The organism is Streptomyces sp. NPDC037100, assembly GCF_055606225.1.
Genome location: NZ_JBVJSX010000003.1, coordinates 325,712 through 343,987, shown reverse-complemented (window position 1 = coordinate 343,987; position 18,276 = coordinate 325,712). Strand labels below are relative to the sequence as shown.

Below are 18,276 nucleotides of genomic sequence, written 5' to 3'. Positions count from 1 at the left end.
CTCCTTGTGGTGACGGTGGGCGGTTCCACGGCGGGCCGGCTCAACGAGCCGGATCCGCCGGCAGGGCGACGAGTGCTTCCAGGGCCGCGGTCGCCCTCGTGAGCAGTTCACCGACGGGCGGCCGTGCGGTTCCGTCGTCGTGCACGACGCGCAGCCGCAGCCGGTCGCCGGCCTGCAGGGCGCTGATCTCCAGCTCGTAGGGACGGACGTTGCCGGGCCCCCGGTCGGGGACCGAACCCAGGCTTTCCATGGTGAACAGCTGCCCCTCGCGCACCTGCCGGCCGGAAGCGCCGAGCAGGTCGCCCAGGCGGCCCAGGTAGTTGAAGTTGACCGTGGCGGGCGGAAGAGCGGCCATGCGTTCCCTCACGGCCGGATCCGTGGTGACGTGCCGGAGCAGGCCGTGGCCGTGTCCGTCGGGCGGGAGTCCGCCCAGGGCCTCCTTGACGGCGCGGTGCACGGCGAGGGGCCGTACCGCCGTCAACAACTCGACGCGCACGGGATGCATGACCGTGAACCAGCCGACCGTGCGGCCGGGATCGACACCGGGGAAGAGGTCGTCGCGGCCGTGCCGTTCGACGTCGACGACGACCCGGCGCCGCCCGGTCCACCAGGCCACGGCGTAGACGACGGCCGCGAGCACGAGATCCTGCGCCCGGGATCCCGGGTCGCTGCCGACCCGCCCGAGCAGCCGGGCGGTGATCTCCGGTGACACATCGACCGTGGCCACGCGCGCGTCGCCCTCACGGCCCGGTCGTGGGGGCCGGGACACCGACGGGGCGATCGCCTCCGGGGGCGCCCACAGGTCGAGTTGTTCCCGGACGGCGGCGGAGTCGGCGTGGCCGCGCAGGGCCTTTGTCCACCGCGCGTAGGGGACGGTGGGGGGAAGTCGTACGGGCTGCCCCTCACCGAGCTGCCGGCAGGCGCGGGTCAGGTCGTCGACGAGGATCTGCCAGGAGACGAAGTCGACGACCAGGTGATGGGCGACCAGCAGTACGTGCAGCGCGCCCCCCTCGCCGGCCGGCCGGACCGCCGCCGCGAGCAACGGTCCCTTCTCCAGGTCGATCAGACCGTGCAGTTCGGCGACCGTCTCCTCAGGGGTGCGGAAGGTGTCGTCCTCCAGGACGCGCACCGCCTCGGCTTCGGGATCGTGGGACTGACGCCAGGCGGAGCCCTCGGCGGGCGGATGGAACCGGTGGCGGAAGGCCGGATGGTGGCCGGCGACGGCTCGCAGGGCCCGGACCAGCGTGGCGCGGTCGGCGGGGCCGGTCGTGCGGAGCAGTACGGCTTGGTTCCAGTAGTCCGGTTCGGCCGGCATCAGGTCGAAGAACCACTGCTGGACGGGAGCGAGAGGGATCGCTCCGGGGTCGGAATCGGAGTCGGGGTCGGTGCCGGCGGCCACGGACGGCGGGGCCTGTGAGGTGCCGGCGGTCCCGGCGACGGCCGCGAGGTCGCGCAGCACGGGATTGGTGAAGAGCTGCCGGGGCGTGATCTCGATGCCTTCGTCGGCGGCCCGCGACACGATCCGCAGGCTGGTGATCGAATCCCCGTCCAGGTCGAAGTAGTCGTCGTCGGGCCGCACTTCCGGCACCCCGAGTATCTCCGCCCAGATCGCGGCCAGCCGGGCCTCCAACGGCGTCATGGTCACGCCGGTGCCGGTGGAACCGATGTCCTCGACGGGGGTGCTGTCCTCCCCGACCGCGGTGCGGTCCTCAGCGACCGGCCGACGCGCGGCCTTGCCGTTGGCCACCGCGGGCAGGCCGTCGGCCAGGACGAATCGCGCGGGCAGCATGTACTCGGGCACCCGCCGGCGCAGGGCGTCGTGCACGGCCGCCGCCGTGACATCCGCGCCGCGCGGTACGACGTGCGCCACGAGCCCGGCGTCCGCCTCGGCGCGGACGAGCGCCCTCGCCACGTCCGGCAGCTCCAGCAGAGCCGCTTCCAGCAGGGCGGGCTCGACGCGGTAGCCGCGGACCGACGTACGCTCCCGAACGCGGCCCACGATCACGACGTCGCCGTCGGGCCGGTAGTGGGCGAGGTCACCGGTGCGCTGCGGCGGACCGTCGGCACCCGGCACGGACACGCACAGCTCGCCCGCGACTCCGGGCGGGCACAGCCGCCCCGCGGCGTCCAGGACGTATCGGCCGACGCCGGGCACCGGGCGGCCGACCGGGACGAACGGAGCGTCGTCCGGGCCGTGCGGCAAAACCTCGTGACAGCTGACGACCGGAACGGTGTCGGCGCCGCCGTACTCGTTCAGGACGCGCACCGGTCCGGCCTTCGCTCGCAGCTCCCGCACCAGGCTGCCGGCCAGCGGCTCACCCCCGAAGACGACGGTGTCGACGTGCGGCCGGCACCCGTCCAGCAGGGGCAGTACCCCGGACATCTCGGTGGGAGTGCAGGACACCAGACCGAAGCGTCTCTCGCCGGTGAGCAGCGCGGTCAGTTCCGCCGGGGTCGATCCGGCGCCGGTGAGGACGGCGTCACCACCCGCGGCCAGGACCGCGAGCACCCGTGCCAGCGCGCGGTCGGGGGCCACGGCGCCGTGCACCAGGACGCATGCGAGGCGGCCGTGGCGCTCCCTGAGCCCACGCGACCACGCGGCCAGTGCCTCATGACCGAGCAGGGCGGTGCGGGCCGGGCCGGTCACCCCGGAGGTGTGCTGGACCAGAGCGGGGCCGCTGCCGTACACCCCACGCGCGTCCGGCGACAACCCGGACGGGGGTGCCGCCGTGCCGCCGGGCGGCGCTTCATCCACGCAGACCACCGGAAGGCCGCTGCCACCGAGCCGCGCCCGGCCGGCCGTCGTGGTGACGATCAGGCGGGCGCCGTCCCGGGCCGCCGCTGAGGCGACCTGCTCCGGCGTGCTGTCCACCGGTACGGCATCGGGGACCAGACCGGCCATCAGCCCGCCGAGGCCGGCGACCACGAGATCGGCGCCGTGCGGCAGCCACAGCAGGCAGACCGTCCCGGGCGGAGCGGCCGCGGCGGTCAGGCGCACGGCGAAGGCGCGGGCCTCATCGACCAGTTCACGACGGGAGAGCCGCCTCCCGTCGGTCTCGACGGCCGGCGCCCCGGGCGCCGCGGCCGCCAGTCGGACGAGCGTCGCGGGCACCGCCTCAGGCGCCCCCGGGTCCGGGGTGTCACCCCCGCGGGACGCGGAGAGCAACAGCTCGCGGGTACCGGGGTCCAGCACCTCCGTCCGCCCCACCGGGCGGCCCGGGTCGCGCAGCACGGCGCGCAGTGTGCTCTCGAACTGTGCGGCCAGCCGGACGACGGTGGCCCCGGCGAACAGGTCGGTGTTGTACTCCCAGGCGATGGAGATCGAGTCGTCCGCCTCGTAGACGGCACCGGACAGGTCGTACACCACGCCCCGTTGCCGCAGCGGCACCGACTCCAGGGTGAGCCGGCCCAGCCTCAGCACCTGGCCGCCGTCGCCGCTGAGGAACCGGCTGACGCCGAGCCGGTCCCGATCCTGCGGCTTGTTCTGGCCGAAGGCGACCTCGACGAGGGGAGCCCGTCCGCGTTCGCGTCGCAGCCCGAGCCGCTCGACGATCCGTGCGAAGGGCAGCGTCTGGTGCTCGAGCCCCTCCAGCAGCGTGCCGCGGACCTTCTCCAGCAGCTCTCCGAAGGACTCCGCCGGGTCGATCCGGGTGCGGCAGACCACGGGGTTGACGAAGTAGCCGAGGACGTCCTCGAATTCGCGCCGCTGCCGGTTGGTGGTGATGGCCGCCAGCGTGAGGTCCTGTTCGCCCGTCCAGCCGTGCAGCAGAACGTGGAAGGCGGCGAGAAGGACGACATAGGGCGTGGTGCCGTGAGCGCGTGCGAACTCCTCCAGCTGCGCTGCGCAGTCGGGGGCGAGGGCGTGGAAGTGGGTGGCACCGCGCTGGGCCTGGACGACGGGGCGGGGCTTGTCCAGCGGCAGCTCCAGCGCGGGCGGCAGATCTGCCAGCACCTCCCGCCAGTGCGCCCAGTCCCGTTCCCCTTCGGCTCCTTCGACGGCCCGCGCGTGCCAGCGCAGGTAGTCGACGTAGGTGTAGGGCTGCGGCGGCCGATAGGACTCCGTACCCGCGGCGAGCGCCGTGTGGTGCGTCTCCAGGTCCCGCAGCATGGTCACCAGTGACCAGAAGTCGGTGATGATGTGATGGAGCGTCACCAGCAGGACGGGCCCGCCGGCCGCGTTCTCGTACAGCCGTACCCGCAGCGGATACTCCGTCCCGAGGGCGAAGGGCCTGAAGGCCTCGGCGCTCAGCTCCCGCTGCAGCTCATCGTGTCCGAGCGGGCCGGTGACGGTCTCGAAATCGACCCGGGCGCGGGCGGCGACCCGCTGGAAGGGCGTGCCGGCGCGTACGCCGAAGGTGGTGCGCAGAACAGGGTGCTGGTCCACCAGCGCCTGGAAGGTCCGCCGCAGCAGCTCAGCGTCGTGGCCGGAGGTGACGCGGGCGGCGAAACTCTGGTTGTAGGCGGCGCTCTCGGGGGCGACCTGGTCCGCGTGCCAGATCGACAGCTGGTTGTCCGACAGCGGGAACTCGCCGGTCGGGCGTGCCTCGGGCGCCAGGGGTGTCAGAGCCTCGCCCGGCCGCTCGGTCAGCCGCCGTGCCAGCTGTTCGACGGTGCTCCCTGACAACAGCTCGGCCAGTCCCACCGTGCGGCGCAGGCTGTCCTGGAGCATCATCTTCAGCCGCAGCGCGCCCAGGGAGTCCAGCCCCAGGTCCCGGACGGTCGACGCCGGGGTGGGCTCGGCGGGCGGGTGGGGGACGAGGGCGGCGATGCATGCCAGCAGGTGCTCGGCGATCCGGCGGGAGCGCAGCTCGAGATCGGGCTCGTCCCAGATCCCGTCGAGCGCCGGGACACCGGGCGTCGTCTCCGTGTCCAGCCCGGCCGCCAGTTCGGCACGGCGCACCTTGCCGAGCGGGGTGCGGGGGATGTGGTCCACGCACACGAACCGGGCCGGCACCTTGTAGCGGGCGAGGTGCCGCGTGCAGTGGGCGGCAAGCCGGTCGGCGAGCGCGAGGGCGTGCCCTCGCCCGCCGTGCTGCTCCGCCCCGCCCCCCGGTGTGGGGCTCTCTCCGGGCTCGCGGGGAGCCGCAGGACCGGAGGAGCCGGGCCCCGGGGCGGGGACCACGGCGGCGACCAGGAGTTCACCGCCGCCCGGCAGCGCAACGCCCACCACGGCCGCGTCGGCGACGTCCGGATGCAGTGTGAGGACGTCCTCGACCTCGACCGGGTTGACCTTGTGGCCGCCGGAGTCGATCAGGATCCGCTTGCGTCCGCTGACATAGAGCCGTCCGTCGGCGTCGAGGCGGCCGAGATCGCCCGTCAGATGGCGCCCGCCAAGTCCGTCGGGCGCGCCGGGTGTTGCTCCGGCACTCATCACGGCGGCACTGGTGACGGCGATCTCCCCGGTCGCGCCGGGCGGCAGCGGGTCGCCCGCTTCGTCCAGGATCTCCACGGTGACCCCCTGCAGCGGGCGGCCCACGGAGTCGGGCACCACGGTGTCGGGGTCGCAGTCCCAGCAGACGCTGCCCGCCTCCGAGCTGCCGTACGTCTGCCGTACGGGCACCCCGAAGCGATCCTGGAATCGCCGGCGGACTCCGGGGCCGAGGAAGTTGCTGCCCGAGAGGCACAGGCGCACCGACGACAGGTCGGCCTCCCGGTCCCGCGGCCAGTCCGAGAGCGCGGCCAGGAGATAGGGCACGGTGGGGAGCACGGTCACCCGGTGTCGCCGCAGCAGCCCGAGCACCTGCCCCACGTCCAGGCCGGAGTTCCCGGCGGAGCCCTCCTCGGCCGGTGGGACGAGCACCAGGGTCGCCCCGGCCAGCACGGCGACGGTCATGCAGCAGAATTGCCCGAGCGCGTGGAACAGCGGTACCGGGCAGAGGATCACGTCGTCGCCGTCGATCCGGGCGGTGTCGATGATGTGGTCCGCCTCGGCGAGCTGATTGCGCCGGCTGCGCTCGATCCGCTTCGGCTCCCCCGTGCTCCCGGAGGAGTGGATGACGACCCAGGTGGCGTCGTCGGGCTCCGGTGCGGTGGCCGCCCGGTCCGGGGTGCGGACCAGGGCGTCGAAGGACAGGTACCCCTCGGGCGCCTCACCGACGACGATCGTCCGCGGTGGGCGGGTCCAGGTGCGGCCGAGGCGTTCGACGAGGGGGAGCCGGAGGGCGTCGGTGATCACGACGGCCGGAACGCGGTCCTCGGTCCGGGCCAGGATCTCCGGCTCGGTCAGGTCCGGGTCCAGGGCCAGCACCTGGGCCCCTCGCCCGGCCGTGGCGAAGTAGCCGATCACGAATTCGGGGCAGTTGGGCAGCAGGATCATGACGCGGTCGCCCGCGCCCACCCCGAGGCGGTGCAGGCCCGCGCCCGACCGGGCCACCTGGTCCCCGAGTTCCCGGTAGCTCAGGCGGCGCTCACCGAAGACGACGGCCGTGCGGCCGGGTGCGCGCGCGACGACGGTGCGCAGCCGCTCGTCGATCACCGGGTGCTCCCGTCGGCCGCCGCGGCCCGCAGCTGGGCGAGCACGTAGTCCTCCACGTCGCTGACCCTGCGGATGCTCTGGGCGCTCTCCTGGTCGATGGGGGGCAGGGCGTACTCGTCCTCCAGCGCGAAGGCGAGTTCCAGGAGGGCGAGTGAGTGGTAGCCGAGTGTCTCCACGAGATGGGGGTCCTGCTCGTCGGCGCTGGAGCTGTCGGGCGCCATGCTGATCACGATCTCGCGGATCTGCCGGCGGGTTTCTTCCTCGGTCCGCTGGGTCATCTGCTCTTCCCGTCTTCTGGACGTGTTCCGCTGCGTGCGTGTCGGGGTGCACAGCCCCCGCCGCCGCGACGCGGTGGGGGCTGCGCAGGGGGAGCGGGACGGGTTTGGGGCCCGTCCCTCATGGCGTGGTGACGACCTCCAGGAGGTGGGGCCCCGGAGAGGTGAGAGCGGTGCGCAGGGCGTCCGTGAGGAGTTCGGCCCGCTCGACGCGCTCCGCGACGCACCCCTGCGCACGGGCGAGCCCCACGAAGTCCAGCCCCGGCAGCGCGGTCCCTACCGGCTTGGCGATGCCGAAACGCTCGGCGAACCGCTCCACCGTGGCGTAGGAACGGTTGTTGACGATGATCACGGTGAGCGGCAGGCCGAGTTCCGCAGCCGACCACAGGGCCTGCACGGAGTACATGGCGGAGCCGTCGCCGACGACCGCGACGACCCTGCGTCCGGGGCGTCCGAGCGCCATGCCCACCGCGGCGGGCAATCCGTGTCCGAGGGCTCCGCTGGCGCACGTGTAGAAACTCTCCGGCCCGGTGTTGGGCAGGTGCTCGCACATGACCGGACGGCTGCTGGGCGCCTCCTCGACGATCACACTGTCCGGCGGCCGGAGATCGGCGAGTCGCTGCATGAGCAGCGGCTGACCGATCGCACCGTCCGTCTCCGCCACCCTGGACGGGAGGGTCCGTGCGGGAGGGGTGAGCCGCTCGGTCAGGGGCGGGTGCGTCAGCAGATCGCGCACCCCCTGCCCGATGCTGGTCAGCACCGAGGTGCCCACCGGGGTCCAGGCAGCCGTCTCCGGGTCGTCCGTGAGCTGGAACAGCGCGGTCCCGGGGGGCAGGACGGGGCCGCTGTCCGCGACGTGGAAGGTGAACACCGGTGCTCCGAGGGCCAGTACCACGTCGTGTCCGGCGAGCTGCTCCACGATGCCGGTACGCACCGGCGGCAGGAAGCCTGCGAAGAGCGGGTGGTCCTCGGGGAAGCTGCACCGTGACGACATGGGTGCCGCCCACACCCGGGCGCGATGGAGCTCCGCGAGGGCGACCACGTCGGCGAAGGCGCGTTCCTGGTCGACCGCGGCACCTACGACGAAGGCCGGGCGGGCAGCCGCCGCCAGGGCCCGGCCGACCGTGCCGAGGAGGCCGGGGTCGCCGCGCACCGTGGTACTGACGTCGTGGCGGGGCAGCGGCTCGGCCTCCGCGGCCCAGTCGTCGGCGGGGACGGACACCAGGGTCGGCCCCTGCGGCGGCGCCATGGCCAGGTGGTAGGCGCGGGCGATCGCCGCCGGAACGTCCTGTGGACGTCCGGGTTCGCGGCTCCACTTGACGTAGGGCCGGGGCAGCAGCGCCGGGTCGTCGTTGAGCAGGTAGGGCCCGCCGGCCAGCAGCGAGCGGGCTTGCTGCCCCGCCACCACGACCAGGGGGGTGCGGTTGCGATGGGCGGTGAAGAGGGCGCCCATGGCGTGACCGACGCCGGCTGCCGAATGCAGGTTGACCAGCGCCGCGTTGTGGGTGGCCTGGGCGTGGCCGTCGGCCATGCCGACCGCGACGGATTCCTGGAGGCCGAGCACGTACCGGAAGTCCTCGGGGAAGTCGCGGAACATGGGCAGTTCCGTCGATCCGGGGTTGCCGAAGACGGTGGTCATGCCCAGCGACCGGAGCAGGTCGAAGGTTGTTTCGCGCACGGTTCGGCTCACGTCGCCTCCTGACTGGATGGGGATGGTTGCTCTGCCGACGGGCGGTCAGTCCTGCTCCGGCTTCACGGCTCGCAGCGCGGACCAGATACGGAAGGGCGTCAGCGGCGACGACGTCAGTGCCTCGCCTGTTTCGGGCAGGGCGTCGGCGACGGCGTTGGCGACGACGGCGGGCGGCAGGATGGCGCCGCCCTCGCCGAGCCCCTTGAACCCGCCGGGGGTCACCTCGCTCGGGGTGGTCCGCTCCTCGACGGTCACGGGCGGGACGTCACCCGAGGACGGCAGTGTGTAGTCGCCGAACCCGGTGGTCAGCGGCCGACCGGTCACGGGGTCGTGCAGCGCCTCCTCCAGCAGGGCGATGCCCAGGCCCTGGGCGACCCCGCCGACGACCTGGCCGACCGCGATGAGCGGATTGACGACCACTCCGCTGTCGTTGACCGTCCAGTAGTCCTCCACGGCGATCCGTCCGGTCTCCGTGTCGACGGCCACCGCCGCCCCGTGGGCGCTGTAGGAGAAGGTGAGGGCGGGCGGGTCGAAGTCGACCGACTCCTCCAGCTGGATCCGGTCGGGGTCGGGCCGTCCCCAGCCCTTCCAGCCGCGGGAGGCGACCTCGGCCCAGGTCGCCGTGGTGTCCCGCCCGGCGACGCGGAAGACCGGTCCGTCCCGGATGACGTCCGCCGGGTCGGCGCCCAGACAGCCCGCGGCCAGGGCGGCCATCCGCTCCCGCATCCGGTCGCAGGCTCGCACCAGCGCCCCGCCGGCCAGCGTGAGGGAGCGGCTGGCCTGCGACGACAGGTCCGAGTAGGGGGAGGTGGCGGTGTCGCCCAGCTCGACCGTGACCGACTCCAGCGGGACGTCGAGCCGGTCGGCGGTGATCTGCGCGAGCGCTGTCTCGATGCCCTGGCCGATGCCTACGACGCCGGAGAAGACGACGACGGTGCCGTCGTGGTTGACGCGCAGCCGGACGCTCTCCCAGCCGCTCCAGTCGATCCCGAACGCCTCGAGCAGCGCCGTCGGCGCGAAGCCGGTGATCTCGACCCCGGCGCTCACCGCGACACCGCGCCGCACGGTGTCGGTCGAGGCCCGCCTCCGCCGGGCGCCGATGTCCGCGGCACGCTTCAGGACGGCCGGGTAGTCGCCGTTGTCGTACGTCATGCCGGTGCGGGTGGTGTACGGCATCTCGTGCGGCCCGATCATGTTCCGCAGCTGCAGGTCGACGAGGTCCAGGCCCTGTTCCCGGGCCGCCTCGGCGATGAGCCGTTCCCGGATCCAGGCGGCCTCCTGCATGCCGTATCCCCGGTAGGCGCCGGTGGGCACGGCGTTGGTGTACACGCCGGTGACCGTGGCACCGGCCCGTTCGAACCGGTAGGGGCCTTCCAGCGCGAGTCCGGTGACCTGGAAGGGGCCCGAACCCGCCTGGATGGAGAACGCTCCGAGGTCGCCCTTGACGTCCGCGTGCAGCGCGAGGAAGCGGCCCGTGTCGTCCAGGGCCAGTCGCGCCCAGGCCCGCTGCCCCCTCCCCTGGTAGGAGGCGGTGAGGCTCTCCGTACGGTCCTCGATCCACTTCACGCGGCCGCCCAGGAGCACGGCGGCGAGGCAGACCAGCGCCTCGTCGACGTGCAGGGTCACCTTGCCGCCGAAGGAGCCACCGACGTCGGGCGCCACCACCCTGATCTCGTCGACGCGCAGTCCGAGGGTCGACGCCAGTTCGCGCCGGACCACGTGGGGTGCCTGCGTGCTGCTCCACACGGTGAGCCGGCGCACCGCCGGGACCCACTCGGTCAGCAGTCCCCGCGGCTCGAGGGGGCTGTGGCTGGCACGCTGGATGCCCAGCCGCCGCTCGACCACGTGAGCGGCGGTCGCGAAGATCTCCTCCAGTTCCTCCACCGGGTCGCCGAAGTGGATCCGGCCGGCCACGTTGCCGCAGACATCGGGGTGCACCAGGGGCGCGCCCTCGGCGAGCGCCTCGTCGAGTCCGATGACGGCGGGCAGGGGTTCGATGTCCATGGCGACGCGTTCGGCGAGGTCCTCGGCAAGGGCCCGGCTGTCGGCGACCACCAGTCCGATCGGCTGACCCACGTACCGCACCACGCGGGCCTGCGGGTCGACGTGACGCGCGCGCTGGCCGGGCAGCCGCCAGGTGGTGGGCAGCGGGCTCAGCCACTCGGCGATGTCGTCCGGGCCGAGGACGAGCCGAGCCTCGCCGCTCGCCCGTGCCGCGGTGGCGTCGAAGCGCACCACCCGGCCGTGGGCCTCGGTACTGCGCAGGACGACCGCGTGCAGGGCTCCGGTGTCGTCGATGTCGTCGACGTACCGGCCGTTGCCGCGCAGCAGACGGGCATCGTTCATACGGGGCAGGGAGCGGCCTACCAGGGGTTCGCGTGCGCTCACCGGCCCTCCTCCGCGCTCTCCCAGTGCTTGTGGACAGCCGACCGGATGCCGCCGTACCCCGTGCAACGGCAGACGTGGCCGGGCAGGACGTCGGCCACGGCCTCCGCCGCGCCGAGCCCCACGCGCTCGGCGTGGCGCAGGGCCATGAGCAGTCCCGGGGTGCAGAACCCGCACTGCAGTCCGTGCTCGGCGCTCATCGCCCGCTGCAGTCCGTCGAGTTCGGCGTCGGGGGCGATCGACTCCACGGTCTCCACCCGGCGGCCGTCGGCCTGCACCGCGAGCATCAGGCAGGACCGGACCGGCTCGTCGTCGACCAGCACGGTGCAGGCACCGCAGGCGCCCTGTTCGCAGCCCACGTGAGTGCCCGTGAGTCCGAGGGCATGGCGCAAGAAGTCGCTCAGCAGGGTGCGTGCCTCCGTCGGAGCGGAGCGCACCGTTCCGTTGACGGTGAGTGTGATGTGCGTGGATCTCATGAACCACTCCTTACGGCTGCCAGGTGGGAGGCCGCGCGACGCAGTACGACGCGCAGCATGTCGGCGCGGTAGGCGCTGGTCCCGTGCAGGTCGCCGGGGGGAGTGACGGCTCCGGCGGCGTCCAGCACCCGCTCCAGGTCACCGTCGAGCCGGTGACCTGCCAGGGCCTGCTCCACCTCGCGCAGCCGTACCGGACGGTCCGCGACGCCGGACGCGGCGATGCGCGCCCGGGTGACCAGTGGTCCGTCCCGGGCGACGCCGAGACACACCCCGACGAGCGGGCCGCCGGCGCTGCCTCGCCGGGCCACCGCTTCGAAGTGGTGAAGCAGGCCGGTACGGGGGATCTCGATGGCGGTGAGCAGTTCGGTCGGTCGCCGGGCGGTGACGTGTGGGCCGAGGAAGAACTCCTCGGCCGTCAGGGTCCGGGATCCCTGGACGCTGTGCAGCGTCAGCCGGGCCTCCAGGGCCAGGACGGTCGCGGGCAGTTGCGCCGCCGGGTCGGCATGGCACAGCGACCCGCCGACCGTGCTGCGGTGACGTATCTGCCGATGTGCCACCTGGGCAGCGGTCTGTGCAAGGACGGGAAGCGCTCGGAGCACAGTGGGGTCGGTCTCCAGGGACCGCAGCCGGGTCATCGCACCGATGCGTACGACGTCCGTGCCCACCCGGATCCCCGCGAGCCCGGCGACCCGGTTGAGGTCGACCACGGTGGCGGGACGCAGCCGGCGCAGGTTCAGCTGGGGCACCAGGCTCTGCCCGCCGGCCAGCGCCGTCACCGGTCGGTCGTTCCCCGCCAGCAGCGCGAGGGCCTCGTCGAGGGTACGCGGGGCCTGGTAATCGAAGGGCGCCGGTTTCACCGCCGCTCCCCCGCGCCCTCGGCGAGTGAGCCGGACTCGGTGACGGACCTGACCAGCTCGACGGCGTTCGAGGGGGTGAGGTGGCACAGGGCGTCGAGCACGGTGGCGTCCAGCAGGACCTCCGCCCCCGTGCGTTCCGACGTGAGCCTCAGCCGCATGCCGTTGCCCAGCGGAGAGGCGGCCACCCGTACTGCCGCCGATTCGCAGACGATCCTGCACACTGCCGCTTCCTGCCGCCCCGTGGGGCTCCACGCGAGTCCGCTCATGAGACTTTCCTGCCGTCGTGGCCGTCAGAAGATGATGGAGAGCTGTTCATGGGTGGGCACCTCGGTGTCGAGCAGCACCCGGCGCCGCAAGAGCCGGTAACGGCCGCCGCCGAGGTCCGTGACGATGTCCTGGCGGTCGGCGGTGGCGAGGGCACCCTCGTCCCGGCCACGGCTCCAGGTGGCGAGCACGCTGGTGTCGACGCGCCACGTCCCCTCCTGTGCGGTGCTGAACACCCGCACGGAGCCGAGGAAGTGCCGCAGCACGCCACCGGGGCGGTCGGACCAGGCGTGGCGCAGGCCGACGCGGCCGAGTTTCATGGCGAGGACGTGCTTGGTGGCCTCGAAGAGCATCGCCCGGTCGCTGTGCCGCGGCAAGTCCGGGTCCTCGCGCAGCAGCGGCACCGGAACCTGGTAGAGGAAGTCCTCGTCCAGCAGGCCGAGCCAGGCCCGGTGGTCGCGGTCGTCGAGCAGCGCGGCCTCCTCGGTGAGGAAGTCCCGCAGCGGGGCGTCCAGTTCCCGGCGGCGGGTGCCGCGTGCCGGGAAGGGCTGGTGTTCCGGCAGCACACGCGCCGCCCCGCCTGTCGGCTCGGTACCGAGGTCAGTCACGAGGGTCCTCCATGAGCTCGGACCAACGCCGGTAGAAACCACGCTGGTTGTGTTCCGAGAGGGTGATGGACTCCGCCCGGCCGGGGCCCGGGAAATCGGGCAGGTGCCGCCCGAGCCCCATGCCGAGGGACAGGTCGGTGGGAGCACCGTCCGCCACGGAGCCGGCGATGGCCGCGTCGATACGGGCGAAGTTCTCGAAGTCGTCCATTTCGAAGAGGATTCCGCCGGCCGACTGCGAACGCGCCTGGAAGGCGTACGACCGCTTCTTCCACTCCTCGCTCATCGACCGCGGCACGAGCGTCCAGTACGTGCACTCGGTGTGACGTGCGTCGATGGGCTGGTGCACGCGCCAGACGAAGTACTTCGTCAAGGGGTCGTCGTCGCGCCCGACGGCGCGGTCGTGAGAGACGCTGAGGAACGCGGCGTTGGGGAAGACCACCCCGTGGACGACCTCGCAGTGCGAGTTGAACCGCACCTGCTCCTCGGTCTGCCCGGCGGTGAAACGCGGCCAGTCCTCGCGGGGGTAACCGAGGTACGCGGGCTGTGACAGGTCACGGCGGAGGGTGGGGTCGGCCTTCTCCACCACGTAACCGGCCCGCACCGCGTGCCCCTGCGGAGTGCTGATGTTGACCCCCAGCAGGTCGAGTTCGCCCTTGCCCAGGGTTCCGTCGGCCAGGCTGCTGCCGTAGATTCCCTGTTCGAAGGCGGCCTGGTGGGTCGTCTGCATGTGGTATCCGTCGCCCGCGAAGTTGTCCGTGGCGATCTTCCAGTTGCCCTTCACGACGGAGCGCTGGGGCGGCCCGTAGACCTCCCAGTCGCCGCCGGTGAGGTCGAGGAGCGCGTCCAGGTACCAGCGGAAGTCGCCGAGGTACTCCTCCAACGGCGGGGCCTGCTCGTTCCAGGTGGCGAACACGAAGCCGCGGTAGACGGTGCACCTGGCGCGCGGCAGGTCGTAGTCCTTCTTGCGGAACGTGGGCGGGTAGTTGCTCCGGATGCTCGGGACACCCACCAGGCGACCGTCGTTGGCGTACGTCCAGCCGTGGTAACTGCACCGGAAGTGCGCCGCGTTGCCGAAGGTGGCGCGGCAGAGCTGGGTGCCCCGGTGGCTGCACGAGTTGAGCATGACGGTGATGCGGCCCTCTTCGTCCCGCGCCACGATGACGCCGTCGGCGCCGAGCCGGCGCACCACGTAGTCCCCGGCGTCGGGGAGCTCGGACTCGAAGCCGATCAACTGCCAGTTCGGGCGGAAGACCCGCTGCAATTCCTTCTTCAGGATGCTCTCGTCGAAGAACGACCGACGGTCCAGTCGACAGGTGTTTTGCGCATCGTCTGCGCGCGCTCTTTCACTCAATTCCTGCTCCGCCTTTTCAGGGCCGATGGCACACCGATTCAGCATTGATGCCGCGGCAGATTAGCTCCCGGCACTCCTCCCTGACCAGTGTCCGAGTTCGCAGTGAAGACAGCGCCGTTCAACTTTCCCCGGAGGCCATTGCCTGCGGGGCGATTGCCCTGTTCTAGTGGTTCGCGCCGCGCCCCGTCGCGCCGCCTCACCGGTTCATTCGAGACGGAGGAAAACCGTTGCCGACCCATGGACTGTCCGCGGAAGAATTCACGCACAACGACTTTGAATACATTCCGGACCCGTTCTCCTTCTACACGAAGATGCGGGACGAAAGCCCTGCCTTCCGTTCGGACCGCATCTTCGGCGGAGCGTGGCTGTTCTTCAGCTATGAGGACTGTCTGCGGCTCATGAAGGACGAGCGCCTTTCGAACGCCCGGGCAGCCGTTCCGCTCTGGTTCCTGCCGGAGTCACAGCGCGAGGAATTCGCCGACATGATCGGCGTGTACGAACGGTGGCTGGCGTTTCACGACGGCAAGGAGCACACCCGCAACCGCCGTCAGGCCAACAACAGCTACCGGCCGTTCACCGACGAGTGGCTCGAACCCCGGATCCAAGGCTTGGTGGACCGACTGCTCGACGAGGTCGATCCCGCCGGCTTCGACCTGATGTCGGAGTTCGCCTTCCCGCTGCCCGCCATGGTCATCGCCGACGTGCTCGGTGTCCCCGTCGACGCCCACCCGGAACTGACGCGATGGACCGACGACATCGCGCACCTCTTCGGCTCGACCCAGGTCACCGTCGAGCACCTCAAGCGCACCCAGGCCAGCACGCGTGAACTGACCGAGTTCCTGGCCTCCCCCGAATGCGCCGAGCAGGCGGCCCGCGAGGGCGGTCTGCTGCACACCCTGCGGACCACGGAGGTGCACGGGCACCGGTTCTCCGAGGAGGACGTGGTCGCCCAGGCGGCCCTGCTGCTGTTCGCCGGAGTCGCCTCGATCCGCTACCTGATCGGCAACAGCGTGCAGGTGCTGGACGAGCGCCCCGCCGCCGAGCGGGCCATGCTCCTGGACCCGGCCGCCATCCCCGACGCCATCGAGGAACTGCTGCGCTTCTGCACCCCGGTGCAGTTCGTCGGCCGGGTGGCGCGTGAGGACATCCCCTACACCACCGCGGCCGGCGAGGAGATCGTGCTGCCCGCCGGGCGGCCGATGATCCTCTACGTGGCGTCCGCCAACCGTGACCCGCAGGCCTTCTCCCAGGCCGACGAGCTGGTCCTGGACCGGCCGGCGCCCAACCGGCACCTCACCTTCGGGGCCGGACGCCACCTGTGCTTCGGGGACCCGCTGGTGCGTCAGACCATGCGCATCGCCCTGACCAGCCTCTACCGCCGGATGCCCGGACTGCGCGTGCTGCCGCAGAGCCTGAACTACAACAACAACCTGGGCTTCCACGGCTTCACCGAGCTCCGCGTCGAGGACACCACCGCGACGGCGGCCGTGCCCGGGGCCGCGTGACCTGTCGCCCGAAGCCCTGCCCTTACCCCCGGCCGCATCGCGGCCGGGGCCCCACCGAGGAGACCCCGATGACGCTGCCCGCACTCTCCAACTTCGTGGACGGCAAGAGGACCGAGCCGGTCGAGGGCCAGTACGCCGAACTGCTCGACCCGTGCACCGGCGTTGCGAGTGCCCTGGTTCCGCTGAGCGGCCCGGAGGACGTCGACGCCGCCATGCGCGCGGCGGCGGCCGCCTTCGAGACCTGGCGCCGCACGGCACCGGTGGCCCGCCAGGAGGCGCTGTTGCACATCGCCGACGCGCTGCTGGAGCGAGCCGAGGAGTTCGCCGCGGCCGAACTGCTCGACACCGGCAGCACCGCCGCGGCGGGTGAGCTGCCCCTGATGGTCGACCAACTCCGCTTCTTCGCGGGCGCCGCCCGCATCCTGGAGGGCAGTGCGGCCGGTGAGTACACCCCGGGCCACACCTCCTACGTGCGCCGGGAGCCGGTCGGTGTCTGCGCCCAGCTGGCCCCGTGGAACTTCCCCCTGCTGATGGCCGTTCTCAAGAGCGCGCCGGCCATCGCGGCGGGCAACACCGTGGTGCTCAAGCCGGCCGAGACCACGCCGCGCACCGCCCTGCTCCTCGCCGAACTGGCCGCCGAGGTCCTTCCCGCCGGTGTGCTCAACGTGCTCTGCGGGGGGCCGTCCACCGGCCGGCTGATGACGGAGCACGCGGTGCCCGCAATGGTGTCGCTGACCGGCTCGGTCGACGCGGGCATCGACGTCGCCCGCACCGCCGCACAGAGCCTGAAGCGGGTGCACCTGGAGCTGGGTGGCAAGACCCCGGTGCTCGTCTTCGCCGACGCCGAGCTGGACGCGGCCGTCGCGAAGATCGTCGAGGGTGCCTTCGGCAACGCCGGGCAGGACTGCACCGCGGCCACCCGGGTCCTGGTGGAGGAGGGGATCCACGACGCATTCGTGGAGCGCCTGGCCGCTGCCGCACGTGCGGTCCGCCCGGGCCCGCCCGCCGACCCGGACGCCGGCTACGGGCCGTTGAACAACGCGGCCCAGCTGGAGCGGGTGAAGGGCCTGCTCGCCCGGCTGCCGGAACACGCCCGCGTCATCGCCGGCGGTGAACAGGTGGGCGATGAGGGCTACTTCTTCGCACCGACCGTGATCCGGGGCGTCCGGCAGGACGACGAGATCGTCCAGACGGAGGTGTTCGGCCCGGTCGTCACCGTCCAGTCCTTCAGCACCGAGGACGAGGCGGTGACGCTCGCCAACGGTGTGGAGCAGGGCTTGGCCTCGGCGGTGTGGACGCGCGACCACGGCCGGGCGATGCGCCTGACCACCCGCCTGGACTTCGGCACCGTCTGGGTCAACACACACCTCGGGTTCCCCTCCGAGATGCCGCACGGCGGGTTCAAGCACTCCGGCTACGGCAAGGACCTGTCCGCGTACGGCTTCGAGGCGTACACGCGGATCAAGCACGTGATGCACCACCAGGGGGCGTAGGGCAGGGAATCACAGGGCGAAGGCGCCGGAGCGGACTTCCGCTCCGGCGCCTTCGCCCTTTCGCACGGCCGGTGTCATCCCAGGTCCTCGGCGACCAGCTCGCACATCCGCCGCCCGGCGGTGACCACGAACAGGTGCCCGCCCTCGATGGTGTGCTCGGTGAACACCCCACCGCTGTGCTGACGCCACGCGACCACGTCGGCGCCGCTGACCAGCGGGTCCCGGTCCCCGCCGAACGCCGTCACGGGGCAGGGGACCCGGCGGTCAGCGGGCGCCCGATAGGTCTCGGCAGCTGCGAAGTCCGCGTGCAGCGCGGGCAGGATCAGCTCGACCAGCTCGTCGTCGTCGAGCGCCCCGCCGGACTCCGGCTGGAAGCGGCGCACGGCAGCCAGGAACGCCCCGGACTCCAGGGTGTGCAGCCCGCCGTAGTGCAGGTCGCGGTGCGGGGCGCGCGAGCCCGAGACGAACAGGTGACGCGGTGGCCGGCCGGCCGCGGCCGTGCGCAGGGCGGTCGCGTGGGCGACGAGCGCCCCCATGGAGTGCCCGAACAGGGCGTAGGGCCGGTCGGCGTCCCGGAGCAGCACCGGGGTCAGGGCCTCGGCCACCTGCTCCACCGAGCGCAACGGCTCTTCCCGCAGCCGCCGTTCACGCCCCGGCAGAGCCACGGGAATCACTTCGACGTCGGCCGGCAGCCATTCGGCCCATGCGCGGTACACCGCCGCTCCGGCCCCGGCCCAGGGCAAACAGTACAGACGACTCGCGGCCGCGGGACGCGGCCTGGGCACGGTGAGCCAGCCGTCACCGCGCACCGTGGCCGCCGCCTGCTCGGAGGGCGTCACCGGTCTCGTCATGTCAGCGTCCCCCGTCCACCCGCGTGTCCCCCGCGGCAACCGTGTC

The 18,276-nt window shown here is 72.5% G+C and carries 12 protein-coding genes; 2 read left to right on the top strand and 10 right to left on the bottom strand.

The features are described from left to right. Positions 1 to 40 precede the first annotated feature (40 nt). The 9 genes from ACZ7EG_RS11605 to ACZ7EG_RS11565 all read right to left on the bottom strand — a co-directional run bounded on the left by ACZ7EG_RS11605 (position 41) and on the right by ACZ7EG_RS11565 (position 14,381). Positions 41 to 6,475, bottom strand: coding sequence for a condensation domain-containing protein (locus tag ACZ7EG_RS11605; protein ID WP_471075681.1), 6,435 nt, complete (start codon positions 6,473 to 6,475; stop codon positions 41 to 43). Further along, positions 6,472 to 6,753, bottom strand: coding sequence for a hypothetical protein (locus tag ACZ7EG_RS11600; RefSeq protein WP_471075678.1), 282 nt, complete (start codon positions 6,751 to 6,753; stop codon positions 6,472 to 6,474). The genes ACZ7EG_RS11605 and ACZ7EG_RS11600 overlap by 4 nt, the downstream gene beginning before the upstream one ends. A gap of 118 nt (positions 6,754 to 6,871) precedes the next feature. Continuing rightward, entirely contained in the window at positions 6,872 to 8,440 is a 1,569-nt protein-coding gene (mdlC, locus tag ACZ7EG_RS11595) for a benzoylformate decarboxylase (protein WP_471075675.1), read from the bottom strand. A 45-nt stretch (positions 8,441 to 8,485) separates the two neighbouring features. Further along, positions 8,486 to 10,828: a xanthine dehydrogenase family protein molybdopterin-binding subunit gene (locus tag ACZ7EG_RS11590; protein ID WP_471075672.1), complete on the bottom strand. Its 2,343-nt coding sequence runs from the start codon at positions 10,826 to 10,828 to the stop codon at positions 8,486 to 8,488. Beyond that, complete coding sequence (locus tag ACZ7EG_RS11585; RefSeq protein ID WP_471075669.1) at positions 10,825 to 11,301, bottom strand: (2Fe-2S)-binding protein; 477 nt, start codon at positions 11,299 to 11,301, stop codon at positions 10,825 to 10,827. Before ACZ7EG_RS11585 ends, ACZ7EG_RS11590 begins: the two co-directional genes overlap by 4 nt. Then, positions 11,298 to 12,158, bottom strand: coding sequence for an FAD binding domain-containing protein (locus tag ACZ7EG_RS11580; RefSeq protein WP_471075666.1), 861 nt, complete (start codon positions 12,156 to 12,158; stop codon positions 11,298 to 11,300). The genes ACZ7EG_RS11585 and ACZ7EG_RS11580 overlap by 4 nt, the downstream gene beginning before the upstream one ends. Then, positions 12,155 to 12,424: a hypothetical protein gene (locus ACZ7EG_RS11575; protein ID WP_471075663.1), complete on the bottom strand. Its 270-nt coding sequence runs from the start codon at positions 12,422 to 12,424 to the stop codon at positions 12,155 to 12,157. The genes ACZ7EG_RS11580 and ACZ7EG_RS11575 overlap by 4 nt, the downstream gene beginning before the upstream one ends. A gap of 24 nt (positions 12,425 to 12,448) precedes the next feature. Next, positions 12,449 to 13,030, bottom strand: a complete 582-nt coding sequence (locus ACZ7EG_RS11570; RefSeq protein WP_471075660.1) for an aromatic-ring-hydroxylating dioxygenase subunit beta — start codon at positions 13,028 to 13,030, stop codon at positions 12,449 to 12,451. Beyond that, positions 13,023 to 14,381 carry an aromatic ring-hydroxylating oxygenase subunit alpha gene (locus ACZ7EG_RS11565; RefSeq protein WP_471075657.1) on the bottom strand — a complete coding sequence of 453 codons (1,359 nt, stop codon included), beginning with the start codon at positions 14,379 to 14,381 and terminating at the stop codon, positions 13,023 to 13,025. Before ACZ7EG_RS11565 ends, ACZ7EG_RS11570 begins: the two co-directional genes overlap by 8 nt. Before the next feature lie 227 nt (positions 14,382 to 14,608). On the opposite strand from ACZ7EG_RS11565, the gene ACZ7EG_RS11560 reads away from it, so the two are divergent. After that, positions 14,609 to 15,886, top strand: coding sequence for a cytochrome P450 (locus ACZ7EG_RS11560; RefSeq protein ID WP_471075654.1), 1,278 nt, complete (start codon positions 14,609 to 14,611; stop codon positions 15,884 to 15,886). Between the two features lie 68 nt (positions 15,887 to 15,954). Next, entirely contained in the window at positions 15,955 to 17,379 is a 1,425-nt protein-coding gene (locus ACZ7EG_RS11555; protein WP_471075651.1) for an aminobutyraldehyde dehydrogenase, read from the top strand. A gap of 74 nt (positions 17,380 to 17,453) precedes the next feature. Here ACZ7EG_RS11555 and ACZ7EG_RS11550 read toward each other — a convergent pair whose 3' ends face one another. Then, positions 17,454 to 18,230, bottom strand: a complete 777-nt coding sequence (locus ACZ7EG_RS11550) for a thioesterase II family protein (protein WP_471075648.1) — start codon at positions 18,228 to 18,230, stop codon at positions 17,454 to 17,456. Positions 18,231 to 18,276: the final 46 nt, after the last annotated feature.